Source organism: Agrobacterium sp. 10MFCol1.1, from assembly GCF_000381165.1.
In the GTDB taxonomy this organism is placed as follows: domain Bacteria; phylum Pseudomonadota; class Alphaproteobacteria; order Rhizobiales; family Rhizobiaceae; genus Agrobacterium; species Agrobacterium tumefaciens.
In genome coordinates this window covers 339,188-358,257 of the sequence record NZ_KB906077.1, presented here as the reverse complement: position 1 = coordinate 358,257, position 19,070 = coordinate 339,188, and the positions used below count along the sequence as shown (strand labels likewise).

Annotated in this window: 15 protein-coding genes; 11 read left to right on the top strand and 4 right to left on the bottom strand. The window is 57.5% G+C overall.

The window, feature by feature from the left end:
• Positions 1-76: 76 nt before the first annotated feature.
• From F617_RS0116935 to F617_RS0116915, 5 genes are read left to right on the top strand one after another with little or no spacing between them, the layout of a single operon-like run.
• Complete coding sequence (locus F617_RS0116935; protein WP_003492279.1) at positions 77-328, top strand: acyl carrier protein; 252 nt, start codon at positions 77-79, stop codon at positions 326-328.
• Positions 328-1,509 carry an acyl-CoA dehydrogenase family protein gene (locus tag F617_RS0116930; RefSeq protein WP_019566091.1) on the top strand — a complete coding sequence of 394 codons (1,182 nt, stop codon included), beginning with the start codon at positions 328-330 and terminating at the stop codon, positions 1,507-1,509. Before F617_RS0116935 ends, F617_RS0116930 begins: the two co-directional genes overlap by 1 nt.
• 4 nt (positions 1,510-1,513) lie before the next feature.
• Positions 1,514-2,422, top strand: coding sequence for an amino acid--[acyl-carrier-protein] ligase (locus F617_RS0116925; protein WP_003516814.1), 909 nt, complete (start codon positions 1,514-1,516; stop codon positions 2,420-2,422).
• A gap of 6 nt (positions 2,423-2,428) precedes the next feature.
• Positions 2,429-3,412: a DUF1839 family protein gene (locus tag F617_RS0116920; protein WP_019566090.1), complete on the top strand. Its 984-nt coding sequence runs from the start codon at positions 2,429-2,431 to the stop codon at positions 3,410-3,412.
• Positions 3,409-5,865: a glycoside hydrolase family 2 protein gene (locus F617_RS0116915; RefSeq protein ID WP_019566089.1), complete on the top strand. Its 2,457-nt coding sequence runs from the start codon at positions 3,409-3,411 to the stop codon at positions 5,863-5,865. The genes F617_RS0116920 and F617_RS0116915 overlap by 4 nt, the downstream gene beginning before the upstream one ends.
• Here F617_RS0116915 and F617_RS0116910 read toward each other — a convergent pair.
• Positions 5,836-7,653 (bottom strand): serine aminopeptidase domain-containing protein, encoded by a 1,818-nt coding sequence (locus tag F617_RS0116910; RefSeq protein ID WP_081626745.1) that lies wholly within the window; start codon positions 7,651-7,653, stop codon positions 5,836-5,838. The two genes, F617_RS0116915 and F617_RS0116910, sit on opposite strands and share 30 nt — an antisense overlap.
• A gap of 346 nt (positions 7,654-7,999) precedes the next feature.
• On the opposite strand from F617_RS0116910, the gene F617_RS0116905 reads away from it, so the two are divergent.
• From F617_RS0116905 to F617_RS0116890, 4 genes are all read left to right on the top strand, one after another.
• Complete coding sequence (locus F617_RS0116905) at positions 8,000-10,717, top strand: ABC transporter ATP-binding protein (RefSeq protein WP_003516808.1); 2,718 nt, start codon at positions 8,000-8,002, stop codon at positions 10,715-10,717.
• 43 nt (positions 10,718-10,760) lie between these two features.
• Entirely contained in the window at positions 10,761-11,216 is a 456-nt protein-coding gene (locus tag F617_RS0116900) for a cyclic nucleotide-binding domain-containing protein (RefSeq protein WP_003516807.1), read from the top strand.
• Positions 11,217-11,404: 188 nt separating this feature from the next.
• Positions 11,405-12,265 carry an MBL fold metallo-hydrolase gene (locus F617_RS0116895; protein ID WP_019566087.1) on the top strand — a complete coding sequence of 287 codons (861 nt, stop codon included), beginning with the start codon at positions 11,405-11,407 and terminating at the stop codon, positions 12,263-12,265.
• A 209-nt stretch (positions 12,266-12,474) separates the two neighbouring features.
• Positions 12,475-14,169 (top strand): adenylate/guanylate cyclase domain-containing protein, encoded by a 1,695-nt coding sequence (locus F617_RS0116890; RefSeq protein WP_003516805.1) that lies wholly within the window; start codon positions 12,475-12,477, stop codon positions 14,167-14,169.
• A gap of 37 nt (positions 14,170-14,206) precedes the next feature.
• Here the strand turns inward: F617_RS0116890 and F617_RS0116885 are convergent, their stop codons facing one another.
• Both F617_RS0116885 and F617_RS0116880 read right to left on the bottom strand, forming a co-directional pair.
• On the bottom strand, positions 14,207-14,689 hold the full coding sequence (locus F617_RS0116885) for a class I SAM-dependent methyltransferase (protein ID WP_003516804.1): 483 nt from the start codon (positions 14,687-14,689) through the stop codon (positions 14,207-14,209).
• A gap of 79 nt (positions 14,690-14,768) precedes the next feature.
• On the bottom strand, positions 14,769-16,109 hold the full coding sequence (locus tag F617_RS0116880; protein WP_019566086.1) for a nucleotide sugar dehydrogenase: 1,341 nt from the start codon (positions 16,107-16,109) through the stop codon (positions 14,769-14,771).
• A gap of 127 nt (positions 16,110-16,236) precedes the next feature.
• Between F617_RS0116880 and F617_RS0116875 the strand changes: the two genes are divergently transcribed.
• Both F617_RS0116875 and F617_RS0116870 read left to right on the top strand, forming a co-directional pair.
• Positions 16,237-17,334: a glycosyltransferase family 4 protein gene (locus F617_RS0116875; RefSeq protein WP_026330907.1), complete on the top strand. Its 1,098-nt coding sequence runs from the start codon at positions 16,237-16,239 to the stop codon at positions 17,332-17,334.
• Complete coding sequence (locus F617_RS0116870) at positions 17,331-18,074, top strand: polysaccharide deacetylase family protein (protein ID WP_019566084.1); 744 nt, start codon at positions 17,331-17,333, stop codon at positions 18,072-18,074. The genes F617_RS0116875 and F617_RS0116870 overlap by 4 nt, the downstream gene beginning before the upstream one ends.
• Here F617_RS0116870 and F617_RS0116865 read toward each other — a convergent pair.
• The gene (locus F617_RS0116865; RefSeq protein ID WP_019566083.1) at positions 18,066-19,028 is read right to left on the bottom strand and encodes a glycosyltransferase family 32 protein; all 963 of its coding nucleotides are present in this window, start codon (positions 19,026-19,028) and stop codon (positions 18,066-18,068) included. The two genes, F617_RS0116870 and F617_RS0116865, sit on opposite strands and share 9 nt — an antisense overlap.
• Positions 19,029-19,070 lie beyond the last annotated feature (42 nt).

The following is a 19,070-nucleotide window of genomic DNA, read 5'->3' as shown; positions in this document are numbered from 1 at the left end:
AGGCGAATATTATCGTTTTCAAATTAACGATAAGCACAAACCATCCTGATGTTAAATTCATGGGAGATAAGTCGGAATGAATGCGACTATTCGTGAAATACTGGCAAAATTCGGCCAGCTTCCTACCCCCGTCGATACGATTGAAAACGAAGCAGATCTTTATGCGGCGGGTCTTTCTTCCTTTGCATCGGTGCAATTGATGCTGGGTATCGAGGAAGCTTTCGATATCGAATTCCCCGACAACCTCTTGAACCGCAAGTCCTTTGCCAGCATCAAGGCCATTGAAGACACCGTTAAGCTCATTCTGGATGGTAAAGAGGCAGCCTGATGAATGTGACCGTTGCGCCGCAGGATGAAACGCTGTCCGCGCGCGCAAGCCGCGTCGCAGCAATTGCCGCCAAACACGCGGACGAGGTGGACGTCACCGGTCGCTTCCCGGAGGAAGCCGTCCAGGCGCTGAGACAAGAGCGCCTTCTCGGCATTCAGGTCCCGTCCTCTCTTGGTGGCGAAGGCGCATCCATACAGCAAATCGCCGATATCTGCGCCCGGCTTGGCCAGGCCTGTTCGGCAACCGCGATGATTTTCGCCATGCACCACATCAAGGCATCGAGCCTTGTGGAACACGGCGAGACAAGCCCATGGCATGCGGGCTTCATGAGCCGCATTGCAAGCGAACAGCTTCTGCTCGCCTCGGCCACGACCGAAGGCGGAATCGGCGGCAATCTGCGCAATTCCATCTGCGCTATCGAGGTCGAAGGAGACATTTGCCGGCTGGAGAAGGACGCCACCGTCATTTCCTACGGCAGCAATGCGGATGCCATCCTCATCACCTCGCGCGCCCACAAGGATGCCGCCCCGGCCGATCAGGTGATGACCGTCTTCCTGAAAGATCAGTACAGGCTCGAGAAGACCCATGTCTGGGACACACTCGGCATGCGCGGCACCTGTTCGGACGGTTTCCTGTTCCGCGGCGAGGCACCGGCGGTGCAGATATTCCCAAAACCATTTGCGGAAATCGCTGCGCAATCCATGCTTGCAAGCTCGCATCTTCTGTGGAGCGCCGTTTGGTATGGCATCGCGTCGGATGCGGTGCTGCGCGCGCAATCCTTCGTCAGGACGGCTGCACGCAAGTCGCCCGGTGTCACACCGCCAGGCGCTATCCACATTGCCGAAATTTCCACGAAATTGCAGGTGGTCAAATCCAACGTCATTGCGGGCGTAAAGGCTTACGAAGACACCAAGAGCGACCCGGACAAGCTGATGTCCATGGCGTTCGCGGTTGCCATGAACAATGTGAAGATCTGTTCTTCGGAAACCATTCTAGAGATCATCGACCAAGCGATGCTGGTCTGCGGCATCATGGGTTACAAGAACGGTACGCCCTACAGCCTTGGCCGACACCTTCGCGACGCGCATTCCGCGCGCCTGATGATTTCCAACGACCGTATTCTCGGCAATTCCGCCAATCTCCTGCTGGTTCACAAGCAGGACACCAGCCTCTTGGGATAAGACCATGGATATGCAAACATCGTTTCTCGATCGACTGTTCGAAGAAGGCCTGCTGATTGAAACGGGTGTCGATGGTCTTTACGGACGCAGCGGCCAGTTCGAGGACGTCATTGCCGCATTCGAACGCCTGATAGACCGCACCGGCGGCCCGGACAGTGCAGAGGCGATCCGCTTCCCGCCCGGCATCAACCGCGCCTATTTCGAAAAGAGCGGTTACATGAAAAGCTTCCCGCAGCTTGCGGGCACGGTGCATTCCTTCTGCGGTTGCGAACTTGACCATGTCAGCCTTCTCAAATCCATGGATGAGGGCGGCGACTGGACAAAGGACCAGAAAGCAACCGATATCGTGCTGACGCCGGCCGCTTGCTACCCTCTTTATCCGACCATCGCCAAGCGCGGCGCATTGCCTTCCGGCGGCGGTCTCTACGACATCCAGTCCTATTGTTTCCGCCATGAACCCTCGAAGGACCCGGCACGTCAGCAGCTTTTCCGCATGCGGGAATATGTGCGCATGGGCACGGAGAGCGATGTGACCGAATTCCGCCAGACATGGATGGATCGCGGCGTGGCGATGATGGAAGCCGTGGGCCTTGATGTGACCATCGACGTGGCCAACGATCCCTTCTTCGGCCGCGCCGGCAAAATGCTCGCCAACAACCAGCGCGACCAGAACCTGAAATTCGAACTGTTGATCCCCGTCACATCCGCCACCAACCCGACGGCCTGCATGAGCTTCAATTACCATCAGGACGCCTTTGGCCAGAAATGGGGATTGAACCTCGACAATGGTGATGTGGCTCACACCGCCTGCGTCGGTTTCGGCCTTGAGCGCATTGCGCTGGCACTTTTTGCGCATCACGGACTGGATGTAAAAACTTGGCCCGAAAAGGCCTTGAAAACACTCTGGGGCTAACCATTCATGCGGCAGATTTTCCCCGGTCTCGATCCCAAAAACTATGTGCAGCACCCGCTTCATTCTTCGGAAAGAATGTGGCCGGAGACCAATTGCTACATCGATTTGTGGATCGAGGTGCTGGCCTCGAAAGGGTTGCCGCCTGAGGCCATGTTCGGCTTCACACTGACGCAGGATTTCGAAGGCGACCAGTTCACCTTCTTCAAGGTGCCGCTGGAAGATCTGGAAGCACTTTATGGCGTTCGCGCCACCGAACTTGCGATCTTCGACCGGGTTGAAAACCATATCGAAGCGCAGCTGGAGCGCGGCCGCATCTGCCTGATCGAGATGGACAGCTTCTATATGCCCGATACCCACGGGGTGGGCTACCGGAAGGAACATGGCAAGACCACCATCGCCATCAACCGGATGGACCTCGCAAACCGGGAACTCGATTATTTCCACAATGCCGGCTTTTTCCACCTGTCGGGCGAAGATTTCGACGGCCTGTTCCAGCATCACCTGTCAGAGAGCGAGCCGCCCTTTCTGCCTTATACGGAATTTGCGAAATTCGCAGACAGCAACCCTTCGCCGGCGCATATCCGCAAAACGGCCGAACGGCTGCTGAAGTTTCATTTTTCACGGCGACCATCCGACAATCCGGTCAGGTCTTTTGCAGCCGTGTTTCCGGCTCAGGTCGAGAAGGTGGCAGACCGTCCGTTCGGCTTTTTCCACAAATATGCCTTCAATACGCTGCGCCAGCTCGGCGCCAATTTCGAACTGGCGGCGAGCCACCTCGAATGGCTGGACAAGAGCAAATTTGCTGAAGCGAGAGACCACGCGCTGCGCATATCCGAGGTCGCCAAGACCGTGCAGTTCCAGCTAGCTCGCGCCGTCACACGCCGTAAATTCGACGCGCTCGCCTCGGTGCTCGATCCGGCTGCGGAAGCATGGGATGGTGTGATGGAAGCCCTTGCGGCAAAATTGTCGAACACCAGCGAGGCCGCGTGAGGACTTATCTTCCGTGCGAAAGCGAAAAATTGCTGAGTGAAGGCTGGACGCTGACACTGACGTCCGCCAATGCCTGCGAAACGCCCTCGGAAATTCCCGCAACCCTTGAAAGCCTTCACGTGTCCGTTCCCGGAACAGTGGCGCAAGCTCTGGAACTGGCCGGAAAATTTGACCGTTTCAATCCGACACCATTGAACGACAGGGATGCCTGGTACCGTCTGACGATGATTTCCGACGTTCGGGAGCGGGCGATCCTGCGCTTCGACGGCCTGTCGACGATTGCAGAAATCTTCCTCAACGGCGAACTGATCGCCGCCAGCCAGAGCATGTTCGAAAGGCTGGAAGTGCCGGTTGAATTGACAGGCGCGGACGAACTGTCCATCTGCTTCCGGGCACTTTCGCCAAGGCTCGAAAAAACCGGTCCCCGCGCCCGCTGGCGGCCGCAGATGATGAACACCCAAGGTCTGCGGCTTATCCGCACCACGGCGCTCGGATATATGCCGGGCTGGTGCCCGGAAATCCATGCCGCCGGCCCATGGCGACCGATCAGCCTTATAAGACAGTCAGGCGTGCTTTGCACAGTCCGGTCCTCGCTCGACGAAACCGGGACGGGAACGGTCAACATCGCCCTGGAGGCGAACCACGACATTCCATCCGCACGGCTCACCTGCGCCGGTTACAGCACCGATCTTTCCAGAGGTGAAAACGGCGAATTCTTGGGCGAACTCCGGATACCCGATGTCGAGACTTGGTGGCCGCATACCCACGGCAGACCGGCGCTTCATGAAGTCGTTCTGGAACTGGATGGTAAGCAACACAGGCTCGGGCGCACCGGCTTCAGGCGCGTGGAGGTGGATTACGGCGAAGACGGAAACGGTTTCGGCATCCAGATAAACGGGCACCCCGTTTTCTGCCGGGGCGCAGTCTGGACGACCGCCGACATCGTGCGCCTGCCGGGAACAAGACCGGACTATGAGCCTTGGCTTCGAAAAGCTGCCGAAGCCGGTATGAACATGATCCGCATCGGCGGCACGATGGCCTATGAAACGCCGGAGTTCTTCACGCTGTGCGATGAACTCGGCATCATGGTTTGGCAGGACGCCATGCTTGCCAATTTTGATTATCCAGCAAAGGATGAGGCGCTCAGCCAGCATATCGTTACGGAAATCTCGCAGTTCCTCGAGGCGACCGCCCTTTCCCCTTCGCTGATCGTTTTTTGCGGTGGTAGCGAAATGTACCAGCAGGGCGCGATGCTCGGTCTGCCGGAACAGATATGGAAGGGAACGCTCACCGAGGCAATTTTGCCCAACGTCCTGGCCGAAAAACGGCCAGACGCGGCCTATGTGGCGAATTCCCCTTCAGGCGGCGCCTTGCCCTTCTTCCCCAATGTCGGGGTTGGTCATTATTACGGTGTGGGCGCCTATTGCCGTCCGCTGGAAGATGCCCGCCGGGCCAATCTCCGCTTTGCCGCTGAGTGCCTGGCCTTCGCCAATATTCCCGAACAGGAAACGCTGGACAGACATCTTCCCGCACTGGCGGTGCATGATCCGCGCTGGAAGGCGCGCACGCCACGCGATCGCGGCGCTTCCTGGGATTTCGAGGATATTCGCGACCATTATCTGAAACTGCTTTACGACGTTGAGCCGGACGTGCTGCGTCGGGAGGATGGCGGCCTCTATCTCGACATGTCTCGTGCCGTCACTGCCGAGGTCATGGAAGCAACCTTCGCCGAATGGCGTCGCGACGCGTCCTCTTGCCGGGGCGCCCTGGTCTGGACCTTGCAGGATCTCGTTCCCGGCACTGGCTGGGGTATCATCGATGCCACCGGCAGACCCAAATCCGTCTGGCATGCGCTGAAAAGAGCGTTTCGTCCCATCCAGGTCAGCCTTTCCGATGAAGGCACCAACGGGCTGGACATTCATGTCATCAACGAAACCGGCGACAACCTTGACGCCATGCTGGAACTGACCTGCCTGCGCGATGGCACGCAACCTGTCGTCCATGCCAAACGGCCGCTCACGCTCTCGCCGCGACAGAGCCAGACCATCGCCGCAACCGATTTGTTCGGCGCCTTTTTCGATACGACCTATGCCTATCGTTTCGGCCCGCCCTCCCATGATGTGACGGTAGCCCGGCTCCGCGATGTCGCGACCGGATCTGTCATCGCAGACGCATTCCATTTTCCTCTCGGTCGGAAAAAAGCACTGCACGCCGCCAACCTTCAGGTGGGGGTGAGCGAGGCGAACGGCATCTGGTCGCTCGAGATCGGCGCGGACCGGCTGGCGCAATCCGTCCATATTACGGCGCAAGATTACCGCGCCTCGGAAAGCTGGTTCCATCTCGCACCCGGTGAAACCAGAAAAATCGACCTTTTGCCGGAGACAGCAACATCCGAAACGCCCCCTTCCGGCGATGTCGTCTCGCTAGGCTCCAGCCGGCGTTTTTCCTTTTAGAGCCATCAGCTTCACCGCATCGATGTAGGCTTTTCTGGCCTCCGGCGTTGAAAGATTATGGTCAGCGTCAGGAATAATCGTCAGCGACACATTCCGATACGCCGACAGGCCCCTGCCATCGGCGTTGAAATAATACCGGAAATGCTCAAGCCCGTCGTCATTGTCACTGTAAAGCAGGCTTATGGACACATCCCTTGTCTCGAGCTTGTCGAAAGCACCGTAGACGGCACGCCCTTCCTCGCTCCCCCGGCGGGAAAGCCTTGCCGTTTTTATCGAAAGCTTCTTGAGCGTCGCCTTGGCGATATTGCGACCGGCGCTCACCACATCGACATCGCCGCTGACGAGACGCTTGAACGTGGCGCCCTGGCGAAAACGCTGGCTGTATTCCCCAAAGGAACGTGGCGGTTTGTGCAGCGCTTCATCGACCGAGCGGCCTTTCCGCCAGTGGAACACAACCGGATTAACCGCAACCACCCCGCTGATCCGGTCATCGGCAAGCGCGCCATTGAAGGCGAGGTAGGCGCCACTGCAGCGCCCAGCAGCAACGACGGGTCCTTTGCCACGCCGACTGAGAAAATCGAGCGCGGCGGCCACGTCATCATTCTGCGCCGCGTCGTAAAGAACCTGATCGGGCGCGTTTTTGACCGGGGGGCTGTCGGCAATATTGGCCGCGTCGAACCGCAGCGAAGCGATACCCTCCCGTGCGAGCAAACGGGCCGTTTGCACGGAAAGCCTGCCCCAACCCGCATGCCGGTCGTAGGCTGCGCCCAGCAGAAGGACCGAGGAGACCGCCACCCGATCGTCAGGCTCGCAAAAAACACCGAAAAGCCGGCCGGCTTCGCCAAATTGCACCGGCTGTTCCAGAAAACCGCGACCGCGCTGCGGAGCGTTGACGATGAAATCCTCCTGCGGACCCGCCGCATCCGCGGCATGAGTTTGGGACAGGACCCAATCCCGAAGCCGCTTCACCACATCGCCGGGTATTTTCGAGAGTGTGGGACTGGATACGAGATCGTCATATCCCTCAAATTCCGCCTCCCCCACCTCGGCACCAATCGCGGCGAGTTGTTTGGCAAAATCGCTGTCGCTCGCCCGGCCCGGTCTCGACAGCACCAGAATGCTGCGCGCAGGAGCAGTATCCAGCTTTGCAAGATTGACCTTCTTGATAGCATCAGCAACACCCACCGGCATGTCCATGCCTGCAATTGCCCCCGCCTCCGCCATGCGCTGCCCGGGACGAAGACCAAGGCCATCGTCAATCATGGACGACCACATCGCCAGTTCGCGAAGATAGCTCCGGCCGGAGACGACGGGCGCCAGAAGCGCCATGGAATCGCCGGCCGCCGCATCGGCGAGCGCCTGTATGGCGATCAGACAGCCGAGACCCTGAGCGATGACGACCACCCTGGAACAGCCGGAAAGACGTTTTAGATAATCGAGCGCCGCTCGCGTGTCGGAAAGCCAATCCGCCGCACGGCCGACATCCTCCGGATCTAGCGCATCCCCAGCGCCATGATAGTCGAACCGCAGGCTGGCGACGCCGGCCGCCGCCAGCCGTTCAGCCACAACCCGCTGAAACTTGCGAGTGCACAGTTCCTCCATGCCCCAGGGGCTGACGAAAAGAACCGCATGATCCTGTTTGACCTCTTTGCGCGCCGGGTGAAAAACACCCGTGCATCCTTGAAAAGAAACCGGATGTGCGATCGACCCATCGGATGCAATGCCCGAAAGCGACAACATGTCAGGGGACGGTTCACCGCTTGCACGCTCTGAAATATCTATCGCCATCGACCTTGCAATCACTACGCCTGTGTCGGCTCAACCATTTGCGGGATAACTATACCGGAGCGTCCTAACGTCCTGTTCTACAGTAAAACCAATAACATTAGGGAAGTCTAAAAATGTAGTCGTCTCAATATCGAATGTGGAATGCACGTTACAAAAACAAATATCGGGGATCGTGGGCCAGCCTCGGCACGGGCGCTATTTTGCTCGAAACCGCTTGAATATACTGATAAATAGCGAGTCACATACCTATTTGCAGGAGGGGATCCCGCCACCCGGCAGCCTGACCGTCTTGACACCGCGCAAACCAACACGCCGGGCCCTGCCCGACAGGTCATAGAAGTTTTATATGGAACAAAGCCTTACGCGTTATATCTGGTCGCATACGAAGCGGCAGCAGCTTTTCATTCTGCTGATCGTCGCCCTGTCCATGATCCCCTATTTCCTCGCCTTCGATCTGCCCAAACAGATCGTCAACGGGCCCATTCAGGGAGACGGCTTCGAAGGGGCAAACGCGACACAGCTTTTCATGCATCTCACGGTCGATATTCCCTATTGGGGCACCGTGACGCTCTTCCCCGGGCTCGAACTCAACCGCATGTCGATGCTGATGGCGCTCAGCCTCACCTTCCTTGCGCTTGTCGTCATCAACGGGCTTTTCAAATATTATATCAACACCTTCAAGGGCCGCCTCGGCGAGCGGCTTCTCAGGCGTATCCGTTTCGAACTTATTGATCGGATCCTGCGGTTCCCGCCCACGCATTTCAAGCGGGTCAAGGGTGCTGAAATCTCCAGCATGGTGAAGGACGAGGTCGAACCGCTGGGCGGATTTACCGGCGACGCCTTTGTGCAGCCGGCGCTTCTCGGCGGTCAGGCGCTCTCGGCACTCTTCTTCATTCTCGTGCAGAATTTCTGGCTGGGTCTGATTGCGGCTTTCATGGCCGCCATCCAGGTCGGCATCATCCCCAAAATGCGCCGTCGCCTCATCGAACTCGGGCGCCAGCGGCAGCTAAGCGCACGCCAGCTTGCCGGGCGCATCGGCGAAATGGTCGACGGCATCGGCACCATCCACGCCTATGACACCTCCAATTTCGAGCGTGCCGATGCCTCGCACCGGCTCGGCGACATCTTCAGGATCCGCTACGATCTCTACCAGTGGAAGTTTCTGGTCAAATTCATCAATAACTTCCTCGCGCAGCTCACCCCTTTCTTCTTTTATGCACTCGGCGGCTATCTCACGCTCAAGGGCAGCCTCGATGTCGGGCAGCTGGTTGCCGTCATCAACGCTTATAAGGAACTGCCAGGACCGCTGAAGGAGCTGATCGACTGGGATCAGGCGCGTCAGGATGTTCAGGTAAAATACGAGCAGGTCTTCGAGCAGTTCGATGCGTCGAACATGATCGATGACAAGGTGCAAAAACTGTCACCGGGAGCAGTCGCGGCAATTGCCGCACCGATCGTCGTCAGCAATCTGACGCTGGAAGACGATAGCGGCAGCCGGCTTCTGGAACAGGCATCGTTGAAGATCGAGGCAGGCGAGGTGATCGCCATCGTCGGCGGATCGGGAGCAGAGGCGCTCGCGGATGCTATCGGCCGCACGCTCTGGCCGACTTCCGGCAAGGTGAGCATCAACGACGTCGACATATTGGAATTGCCTGAATCGCTGACGGGCCGGCGCATCTCCTATGTGTCCTCGGACAGCTATTTTTTCCACGCCAGCCTGAAGGACAATCTGCTTTACGGTCTCAAGCATGCACCGCTTGTCGAAAAGCAATACGAAGGTGCAGCGCTGGAACACCGCAAATGGGAGATCCGCGAAGCCAAGCTTGCGGGCAATCCGACGATCGACATCAACAGCGAATGGATCGACTACGCTTCAAGCCCGGCCGGTGACGGCAAGCCGGAAAACCTCATCCAGGCCGTTCTGGCTGTGCTCGACAGCGTGGAACTTTCACAGGATATTCTGGAATTCGCGTTGCGCTCGACGATCGACCCTTTGACCGACCTGCATCTTGCGGCCCGCATTGTGGAACTGCGACATGTCCTGCGCGCCGAACTGGAAAAGGAGAACCTGAGCGGCCTCATTGCTCCGTTTGAGCTGGAGAGCTACAACAGTGAGGCCACCGTGGGCGAGAACCTGTTGTTCGGTACCATGCGCGACTCATCACAGTCGATCAGGACCGTCATAGAAAGCGAATATTTCCGTTCGCTGATGCGCGAAACAGGCCTCGTCAAAACCCTGTTCGAAATGGGGTATACGATTGCCGAAAACATCGTGGAAATCTTCGCCGACCTGCCGGGTGACCACCCCTTCTTCCAGCAGCTGACATTCATGACACCCGACGATGTTCCGGTCTATCAGCAAATGCTGCAGCGTCTTCAGAGCCGGAGTTTCGACGAGGCCAATGAAAGCGAAAGACGCGCGATGCTGCGGCTGAGCTTCTTCTACATTGAGCCCCGGCAGCGTTTCGGCCTTCTGTCACCGGAAATCATGAACCGGATCGTTGAAGTCCGGCACATGTTCCATGAAAACCTGCCGGACAGCTTGAAGAACGTGATCGAAATCTACGATCCGACGAAATACATGAGTGCCACCAGCCTTCTGGACAATATTCTCTTCGGCAAGGTCAGCCATCGTTATACCGACGCATCACGGCGCATCACCCACATCGTGGCCGAGGTCATGCGCAAGCAGGGCGTCTATGAGCGTGTGCTTGCGGTGGGTCTGGATTTCAACCTCGGCGCCGGCGGCAAGCGGCTCGGGCCACTCCAGCGGCAGAAGCTCAATCTCGCAAGGGCGCTCATCCGCAAGTCCGACTATTACGTCTTCAATCGCCCCCTTCCCGGCCTAGATCCGCGGCAACAGGAGGAAATTGTCGAACGGGTCATCACATTCCTGAAACAGAACAATAATAACCCGGCGATCGTGTGGGTTCTGTCGAATGCGACGCTCTCGCGCATGTTCGACCGGGTCATCGTCGTCCATCAGGGCCTTATCAGCGCTGATGGAAGTTACGAGACTCTTGCGCAGGAAAACGGTACATTCAAGGATATGGTCGCAACATAAATCCAAGAAAGTGACCGAGGTGGAACAAGAACAGGGTAAGGCAATGCTTTTCAAAGACGAAATTCAAATGCTGAAACGCGTCCCGTTTTTTTCGGAAATGGAACCGTCGAAGCTCAAACTTCTCGCATTCGCATCCGACCGCGTGTCCTATCACACCGGCGACATGCTGTTCCGGCAGGGAGATGTCGGCGATGCGGCCTACGTCCTTTTGACCGGCAAAGTGGATGTTCTGGTCGATTCTCCGTCGGGCACGTTAAAAGTGGCCGAAATGACCGGCAATGCGATCGTCGGTGAAATCGCCATTCTCTGCGACAGCGTCAGAACAGCAACCGTGCGCGCCTCCACCAACGTGGAAGCCCTGCGTATCGGCAAGGAACAGTTCTTCAAGCTCATGTCCGATTTCCCTGACATTACCATCAAGGTCATGCGCGTTCTTGCCGAACGTCTCACCCAGACGACGACGGAGCTTAGCAAAGCGCGTGCAAACGCGAGAACATGAGCCGCAATTTCTTGCTACCGTGGATGGCGATGTTGGAAAAATAAATGTCGCACCATTGCAATATAAATGAAATGCTGACTGAATAAGGGTAAGGGCGTCCGCCAAAAGAGAGCGGATATAATAATCTGTAGAGACAACGGGCTTCATGGGAGGAAGCGTGCAAGATTCCGTTGTAATCGGGGTGTGTCATGGCGTTCGATTCCGACATCGTAAGTCGGGAAGGTAATAAAGATTTTCGGGTAAAGATCTGGGGTGCGCGGGGAACGCTTCCTGTTTCAGGTGAAAACTTCCGAAAATATGGCGGGAATACCATCTGCATCGAGGTACGATGCGGAGATCATGTTCTTTTGTTCGACGCGGGTTCGGGGTTACACCCTGCTGGTCTGGCGTTGCGGGCGGAAGGTATTACCGACGTCAACCTGTTCTTCTCTCACTGCCATTACGACCACATCGTCGGCTTTCCCTATTTCAAGCCGTTCTACAATAGCTCCAACGATGTCGCCATCTGGTCGGGTCATCTTGCCGGCACCATGACAACGCGGGAAATGCTCAAGGACTTCATGAGCCCGCCATGGTTCCCCGTACCGCTGGAAGTCTGTTGCGCAAAAATGGCAACCCGTGACTTTATGCCGGGCGACGTCCTGGATGTTCATCCGGGCCTCTCGATCCGAACTGGAATGCTCAATCATCCGGGCAACGCCATCGGGTATCGCCTGGACTGGGCGGGAAAGTCATTCGCCATCATCACCGATACCGAACATGAACCGGGCAATATCGACAAGAACGTGCTTGATCTGATCAAGGACGTCGATCTCTTCCTCTACGACGCCATGTTTACCGATGAGGAGATGGGCCTTTATCGCGGTTATGGCCATTCGTCCTGGCAGGAGGCGATCCGCCTTGCCAAACTGGCAGGCGCAAAAAATGTCGGCTTCATCCACCACGCCCCAAGCCGCAGCGACGATGAGCTGGATGACATCGAAAAACAGGCAAAAGCCCAGTTCAGCGGTGCATTCGCGACAATGGACGGCCAGATCATCGACCTCTGATCGCGGTCACCAATCTCGTGTTGCTAGCCTGCGTTTGACGCTTTTTTGAAGCCTGATTTGTATCATGCGGCGAACCGACGTTCGAACACGCACAATTGACCATCGCCGGCCCATTGCTCCACGATATTGCCACGAGATACCCTGCATTAAAGACACCAGAGCACACTTAATGATGATTCTGCGCCAAATGACCGCATGATGGGATTTGCATGATCCGTTTCTTTTCGGAGACCAATTTGAGACGCGCCCGGATCTTGTCCGGCCTCATCATTTTTGCCTTTGTATTTTCCCATCTTTTCAACCATTCGCTCGCTCTCATCTCCATCGATACCGCCGAGCGGGCGCGAAAATGGTTCAGCCTGATCTGGCTCAATCCCGTCAGCAGCCTGCTGTTTTATGGGTCGGTTGTGGTGCACGTCTGTCTTGTCCTGCGCTCGCTTTATCAGCGCCGGACATTGCGCATGCCGCTTCGCGAAGCGCTGCAAGCCATACTTGGCCTGTCGATCCCGTTTTTGATCATCAGCCACGCCGTTAATATTCGCGTGTCGCACATGATCTACAACATCGACGTGGGATATTACTCGGTCGTTCGCCGACTCTGGATCAACAACCCCATGGCCGGCGCGTGGCAAAGCCTCGCATTGATCGTGATCTGGACCCACGGGTGTATCGGCCTGTTTTTCTGGTTACGTTACCGGGACTGGTATCCCAAAATTGCCGGGATATTCATGACTGTGGCGGTGATGCTGCCTTTGTTGGCGCTTCTGGGCTTCAGCGATGCCGGCCGCTGGCTGGAGGAGGTAGACAGAAAATACTCACTTCCTCCCGGGCTTGCAGATACCACCGTTCAAAGAGACGACATACCGTTACAACGGGAGATGGAGACGCGTATCCGTTTCGTTACCGACGCAACGGAAGCGATTTTTGTCGGCGCGGTCATGCTGGTGTTCGTCTTGCGCGGCGTGCGCAGCTGGCGACAGAGATCGACGGCTATCGAAATCCGTTATGAGCATGGCGCGCAAGCGCGCGTCCCTGCCGGGCTCAGCATTCTGGAGGCCAGCAGACTGGCTGGCGTACCGCATTATTCCGTATGCGGCGGCAAAGGACGCTGTTCGACCTGCCGGGTCAGGATTGTCGAAAGCAAAGGCCCGCTTCCGCCTCCTGGAGATATCGAACAAACCACTTTGAGGCGCATCCATGCCGATTCAGATGTGCGGCTCGGCTGCCAGTTGCGGCCCACCCAGGATATTGGAATAGCGCTTCTGGTATCGCCGCCCCAACAGAGCGACCTGCCAGCGGATGCGCAACCGGCACGGCCGGGCAAGGAAGAGGAGATCGCCATCCTCTTTTGTGATATCCGCAATTTCACCGCGCTTTCCGAGGCGAAACTGCCATATGACGTCGTGTTTCTTCTAAACCGCTACTTCACCATCGTCGGGCAGGCCGTAGAACAGGCCGGAGGACATCTCGACAAATTCATCGGTGATGGCGCCATGGCTCTTTTCGGACTTGGCGACGATGCAGAAAATGCCTGCCGCAACGCCATGAAGGCCGCCGCTATCATATTGCGGGAGCTTTCAATCCTGAATGAGGGACTGGAAAAACAATTTGCCGTCCGGCTGGAAGTGGTAGTAGGCATCCACGCCGGCCCGACGATCGTCGGCGTCATGGGCTATGGCGCAGCGAAAACCCTGACCGCCATCGGCGACACCGTGAATGTGGCGAGCAGGCTGGAATCCAAGGCCAAGGAATTCGGCGCCGCCATTGTCGTTTCCGAACCCGCCATCATTCAGGCAGGACAGGAGATTGCCGATTTGCGAAGCGAAAAAATCGCCATTCGCGGGAGAAACTCGCAAATGAAAGTTTTCCTGCTCTCGAAAGAAGAGAGCGAGCGCTACCTATAAGGCAACCCCGGCGCTCTCTCTGACGGGCCATCCGGCCTCAAATCTTGCGATAGAGAAAATAACGGTCGGTCGGCACGCTTTCCGGCACCGGCAGAGGCTTCAGCATGGGATGATCCAGAGGCAGACCGCTGACCGCAACGCCGCCTTTTGCCAGCATGCCCGCCGCAAGGTCCGGCAGCCATGTCAGGGTAATGGCATCCTTTTCCGGGTAGCCCGTGCCGATATCGGCATGCACCATGGCCGCCTCCACACCGATGAAGGCCGGAGCGGTTTCCGATATTTCACCGATGACGAGATCTTCCTGTGCCGGAACAGACGAGGCGTGTGCACCCATGGCCCTGTCGAAGGCAACGATGCGACGTTGCGGAAACAGTTCCCGCAAATGATTGAACGTGCGCCCGTTTCCGAGGCCTATTTCCATGATCGCACCTTCGTCAGGCAGATCAAGATCGGCCTTGACGTGGTTGAGGATATCGCGCTGCGCGGTCAACCGGCGAATGAAACTGTCCAATCTGCTCATAGTCCGTCCGTTCATGAATGCCGGGCATTTCCAGTAGAAACGTATGGCGATGTTGCCGGAAATGCCCGGGAGAAGGCGATCAGGCCTTGATGATGTGTTTTGCGGCGATATCCCGACGTGCGAAGACGTTTCGCGTATCGATGATCAGCGGCGACCATTCGCAAAGAGCGGCATAGTCCACATTGTCGTGATCGGTCGCGACCAGAACAGCGTCAAAGGCGCTGACGGTCTGCTTGTCCCAAGCCACGGATTTCATGCCCATCAGGTGGCTATATTCCCGGGTTTTCGGGATTTCTGCCACGTGCGGATCATAATAGGCCGCTTCGCCGCCGCGCTCCTGAATAAGTTCTATGAGTTTCAGCGAAGGACTTTCACGAATATCGGGCACATTCTTCTTGTAGGCCAGACCGACCACCAGCACCTTGGAGCGGCTGAGCGCCTTGCCGGAACGGATGTCGAGGGCTTCCGCGACCCGTCCGATGACATGACGCGGCATGCCGGTGTTGATTTCGCCGGCGAGCTCGATGAACCTCGTCGGCAACTCGTACTCTCGCGATTTCCAGGTGAGATAGAAAGGATCGATCGGTATGCAGTGGCCACCAAGACCCGGGCCGGGATAAAACGGCATGAAACCGAACGGCTTGGTTTTCGCCGCGTCGATCACTTCCCAGATGTCGATGCCCATGGCCTCGTAGACGACCTTGAGTTCATTGACGAGCGCGATATTGACAGCACGGAAGACGTTTTCGGTGATTTTCACCGCCTCGGCCGTGGCGTTTGTCGAGACTGGAACGATCTTCTTGACCACTGAGCCGTAGAATGCCGCCATCAGTTTCCCGGCAGCCTCGCCATCGCCTGCAACGACCTTCGGAATCGTCGAGGTCTCGAAATCGCGATTGCCGGGATCTTCCCGCTCGGGCGAAAAACCGATGAAGAAGTCGACGCCGGAGACAAGTCCCGTACCTTCCAGAATGGTCTTCACAACCCCGTCGGTCGTGCCGGGATAGGTGGTCGATTCCAGCACCACAAGCTGCCCCTTGCGCAGATGCGCGGCAATGTCCCGGCAGGTCTTTTCGACATAGGAGAGGTCCGGCTCGCGATATTTCGTCAGGGGCGTCGGCACACAAATGGCAATCACATCGCATTCAGCCAGTCTGGAAAAATCAGACGTTGCGATGAAGCCATCATCGCGCCTGACGCTTGCCAGCACCTCGTCCGAAACCGCCTCGATATAGCTGCGGCCGGCATCGATCGCGACCATTTTACCGGGATCGATATCGAAACCGACGACCTTGAAACCGGCCTTGGCGATCGTGATGGCTAGCGGCAGGCCGACATAGCCAAGGCCGATCACCGCCGCTTTGGCGCTTTTGTTTTCGATGCTGGAAAGCAGGTTCTGGGAAACGACTGGGGAAGTCAAAGCGTGTCACGCTCCGCGCATGTGCAAAAGATGCCTTTCAGTTGGGCAAGAATGGTCAGGCTGTCAAGGCTCGGCCCTCTCAAATTCCGGTTGACGCCAGAGCCATGGGCGACGCACAACCATCCGGATGAGGATCGCTTTTTATTCACCGCTCAAATCGCCCAACCATCCCGTTCCCTCCGGAGACCGGCTGATGGCCCGCCTGCTGATGAAGGCGATGGCGATGAGCGGCCACGATGTTTCCGTCGCTTCCGAGCTGCGCAGCTTTCTCAAACAGGCTGACGATCCGGCGAGGTCCTTGCTTGCCGATGCGGCGACGCACGAAATCGAGACCATCACGGAGCGCTGGCAGCGGGAAGGCGCGCCGGATCTGTGGTTTTGTTATCACCCCTATTACAAGGCCCCGGACTTGCTCGGGCCGGAACTGGGCACACGTTTCGATATTCCCTACGTCACCGCCGAGGCCTCCTATTCCCCAAAGCGCAATGGCATGGGCTGGCAGGCGGTTCAGGACGAGTTACTGGCCGCATTGAACGCTGCCGCCATCAATATCTGCTTCACCGCGCGTGATCGCGACGGGCTTGTCCGCGCCTCTCCCGCACTCCGCTCGGCGATGTTGGCGCCCTTTATCGATGCCAGTAATTTTCTTGAAATTGCTCCGCGCCCCACACCGGGAAAACTCATCACCGTCGCCATGATGCGGGCGGGTGACAAGTTCGACAGCTATCGCGCGCTTCGCGAAGCGCTTGCGCTGTTGCCGCAGGATTTGAACTGGACATTGGATATCATCGGCGACGGGCCGGAACGCGCTGCCGTGCAAGCCATGTTCAGCTCTTTTCCCGATCGCCGTCTTGTCTGGCACGGAGAAAAAAACGCAAACGAAATCGCAGAACTTCTTTCAAAAGCATCGGTTTACGTCTGGCCGGGGCATGGCGAAGCCTATGGTCTCGCCTATCTCGAGGCACAGGCTGCGGGCCTGCCCGTTATCGCCAAAGCGGTGGCCGGCGTTCCCGAAGTGGTAAAATCCGGAACCACCGGATTACTGACACCGGAAAATGATACAGCCGCCTATGCTGGAGCAATCGAAACTCTGCTCGGCGATGACAAGCGGCGGGAGGAATTGGCAAGGGCAGCCCGCCAATTCGTAAAAAATGAACGATCTCTGGAAAACGCTGCAAGAGAACTGAACGATATCCTGTTGCGAGCAAAGGCACAAACATCATGAGTCTGGAAAAACTCGTAGCGGCACTGGATGAATGTGGACGACGCGGCATAACGGCCGATCTCTGGCTCAGGGACGACGATGCGGTGGAACCGACACCGGCGCTCGACACGCTTCTCGATCTTTGCAGCAGCTTTTCCGCGCCGGTCACGCTTGCGGTTATTCCCAAGATGACGACGGACAAGCTCGCGCAGCACCTGGATACGACTGACATTGCCCATGTCGCCGTGCATGGCTGGTCCCATACGAACTATGCCACCGAGAAAGAAAAGAAACAGGAACTCGGATCACACCGTGACCTGTCCATCGTTCTCGACGAGTTGCAATCCGGGCTGGAAAAACTGCACGATCTGCATGGCAGGCGTTTCGTGCCTATGCTCGTTCCGCCGTGGAACCGCATAGATGCCAATGTGGTGCAGGGACTGGCAGACCTCGGATATCGAGCGCTTTCGGTTTTCGGCCCGGAGAAAGACGCCGTGCCACCTTGCCTGAACACCCATGTCGACGTGATTGACTGGCACGGCAGCCGCGGTGGGCGCGAAGACGACATCCTTTTCGCCGAGACCGCCGCCCGCATCCTGCAGACTGCGGAGCACGGCGGCACGACCGGCATCCTCACCCATCATCTCGTGCATGATGACAACGTCTGGCGTTTTCTGAAACGGCTGTTCGAAATTACCGGCAAACATCCTGCCGCGCGCTGGCGTTCCTCGGCGGAACTCATCAACCAGATATCACCATGACTTCCAGGCAATCAGCAAACCACCCGTCTTGGTGGCAAGTTCGCGCCTGACAGCTTCAACCTCCTGCAACGCGGCGCGATCGGCAAGAGAAGCGGCAACAAACCCCGCCGGCGCAAGGCTGATGCTCCCAGCCCGAGCGATGACGGTAAAGATCAGCGGACCCGTCGACCACCAGGCTGGCGCACGCGGCATTTCCTCAAGAATCCTCGGAAACGCCTCCAGCATCCTGCGGAAGACCGGATGGCCGGCAGGTGTCGCAATGAAAGAGTTGGCAAGAAGCATGCTGCCCTGCCCGGTATCGCGCGGTGTTTCTTCATCAAACGCCGTCAGCCCTACCAGTGGCAGGAAAGCATCGAAACTCGCATCATCCCGCGCCGGATACCAGTCGCAATCAAGATAGATGCCACCAAAACGCTCCAGCACGACATAGCGGGCCACATCGACAGCACCGGGATAATCGCCGTCTTCCAGCATCGTCCTGAAGACGTCATTCGAAAACACGCCTTCCCGCTCAAGATCGGCCTCCCGCCAGAGGCGATATTCGTAACCATGCGAGGCGGCATGGGCGGCCCAGGCCTTGACCGATACGGGCGGGGCCTTGTCTCCGATCCAAATCTGATGGATGCGCCTCGGCACGTCCTCCCTGCTTTTCAGATTGATAGCGCGGTGCTCCTCCGGGGAAAAATGCGCATATTTTGCAAGCACCTGCGGCGGCGGAACCAGCGTGTATTGATAGCCGATCCTCGCGACCACATCGCCTTCAGCCTTGGCAAGACGCAGCCGTGCCGCATGCAGCCTGCGCGGCAGACCGAGCACTGTCCGCTCACCCATCAGGTGCCCGTCCTTTACTGCAACCAGCGATAAGAGAAGCGCATGCGCTTCCGCATATTGTCCTTGGTTTTGCAACTGCCGGGCTCTATCCAGCTGGGCATCGTAATATTTCTTGTCGGACATGGATCCTCACCCGGGAACGTTCGTTAACATATCGCCAAACAC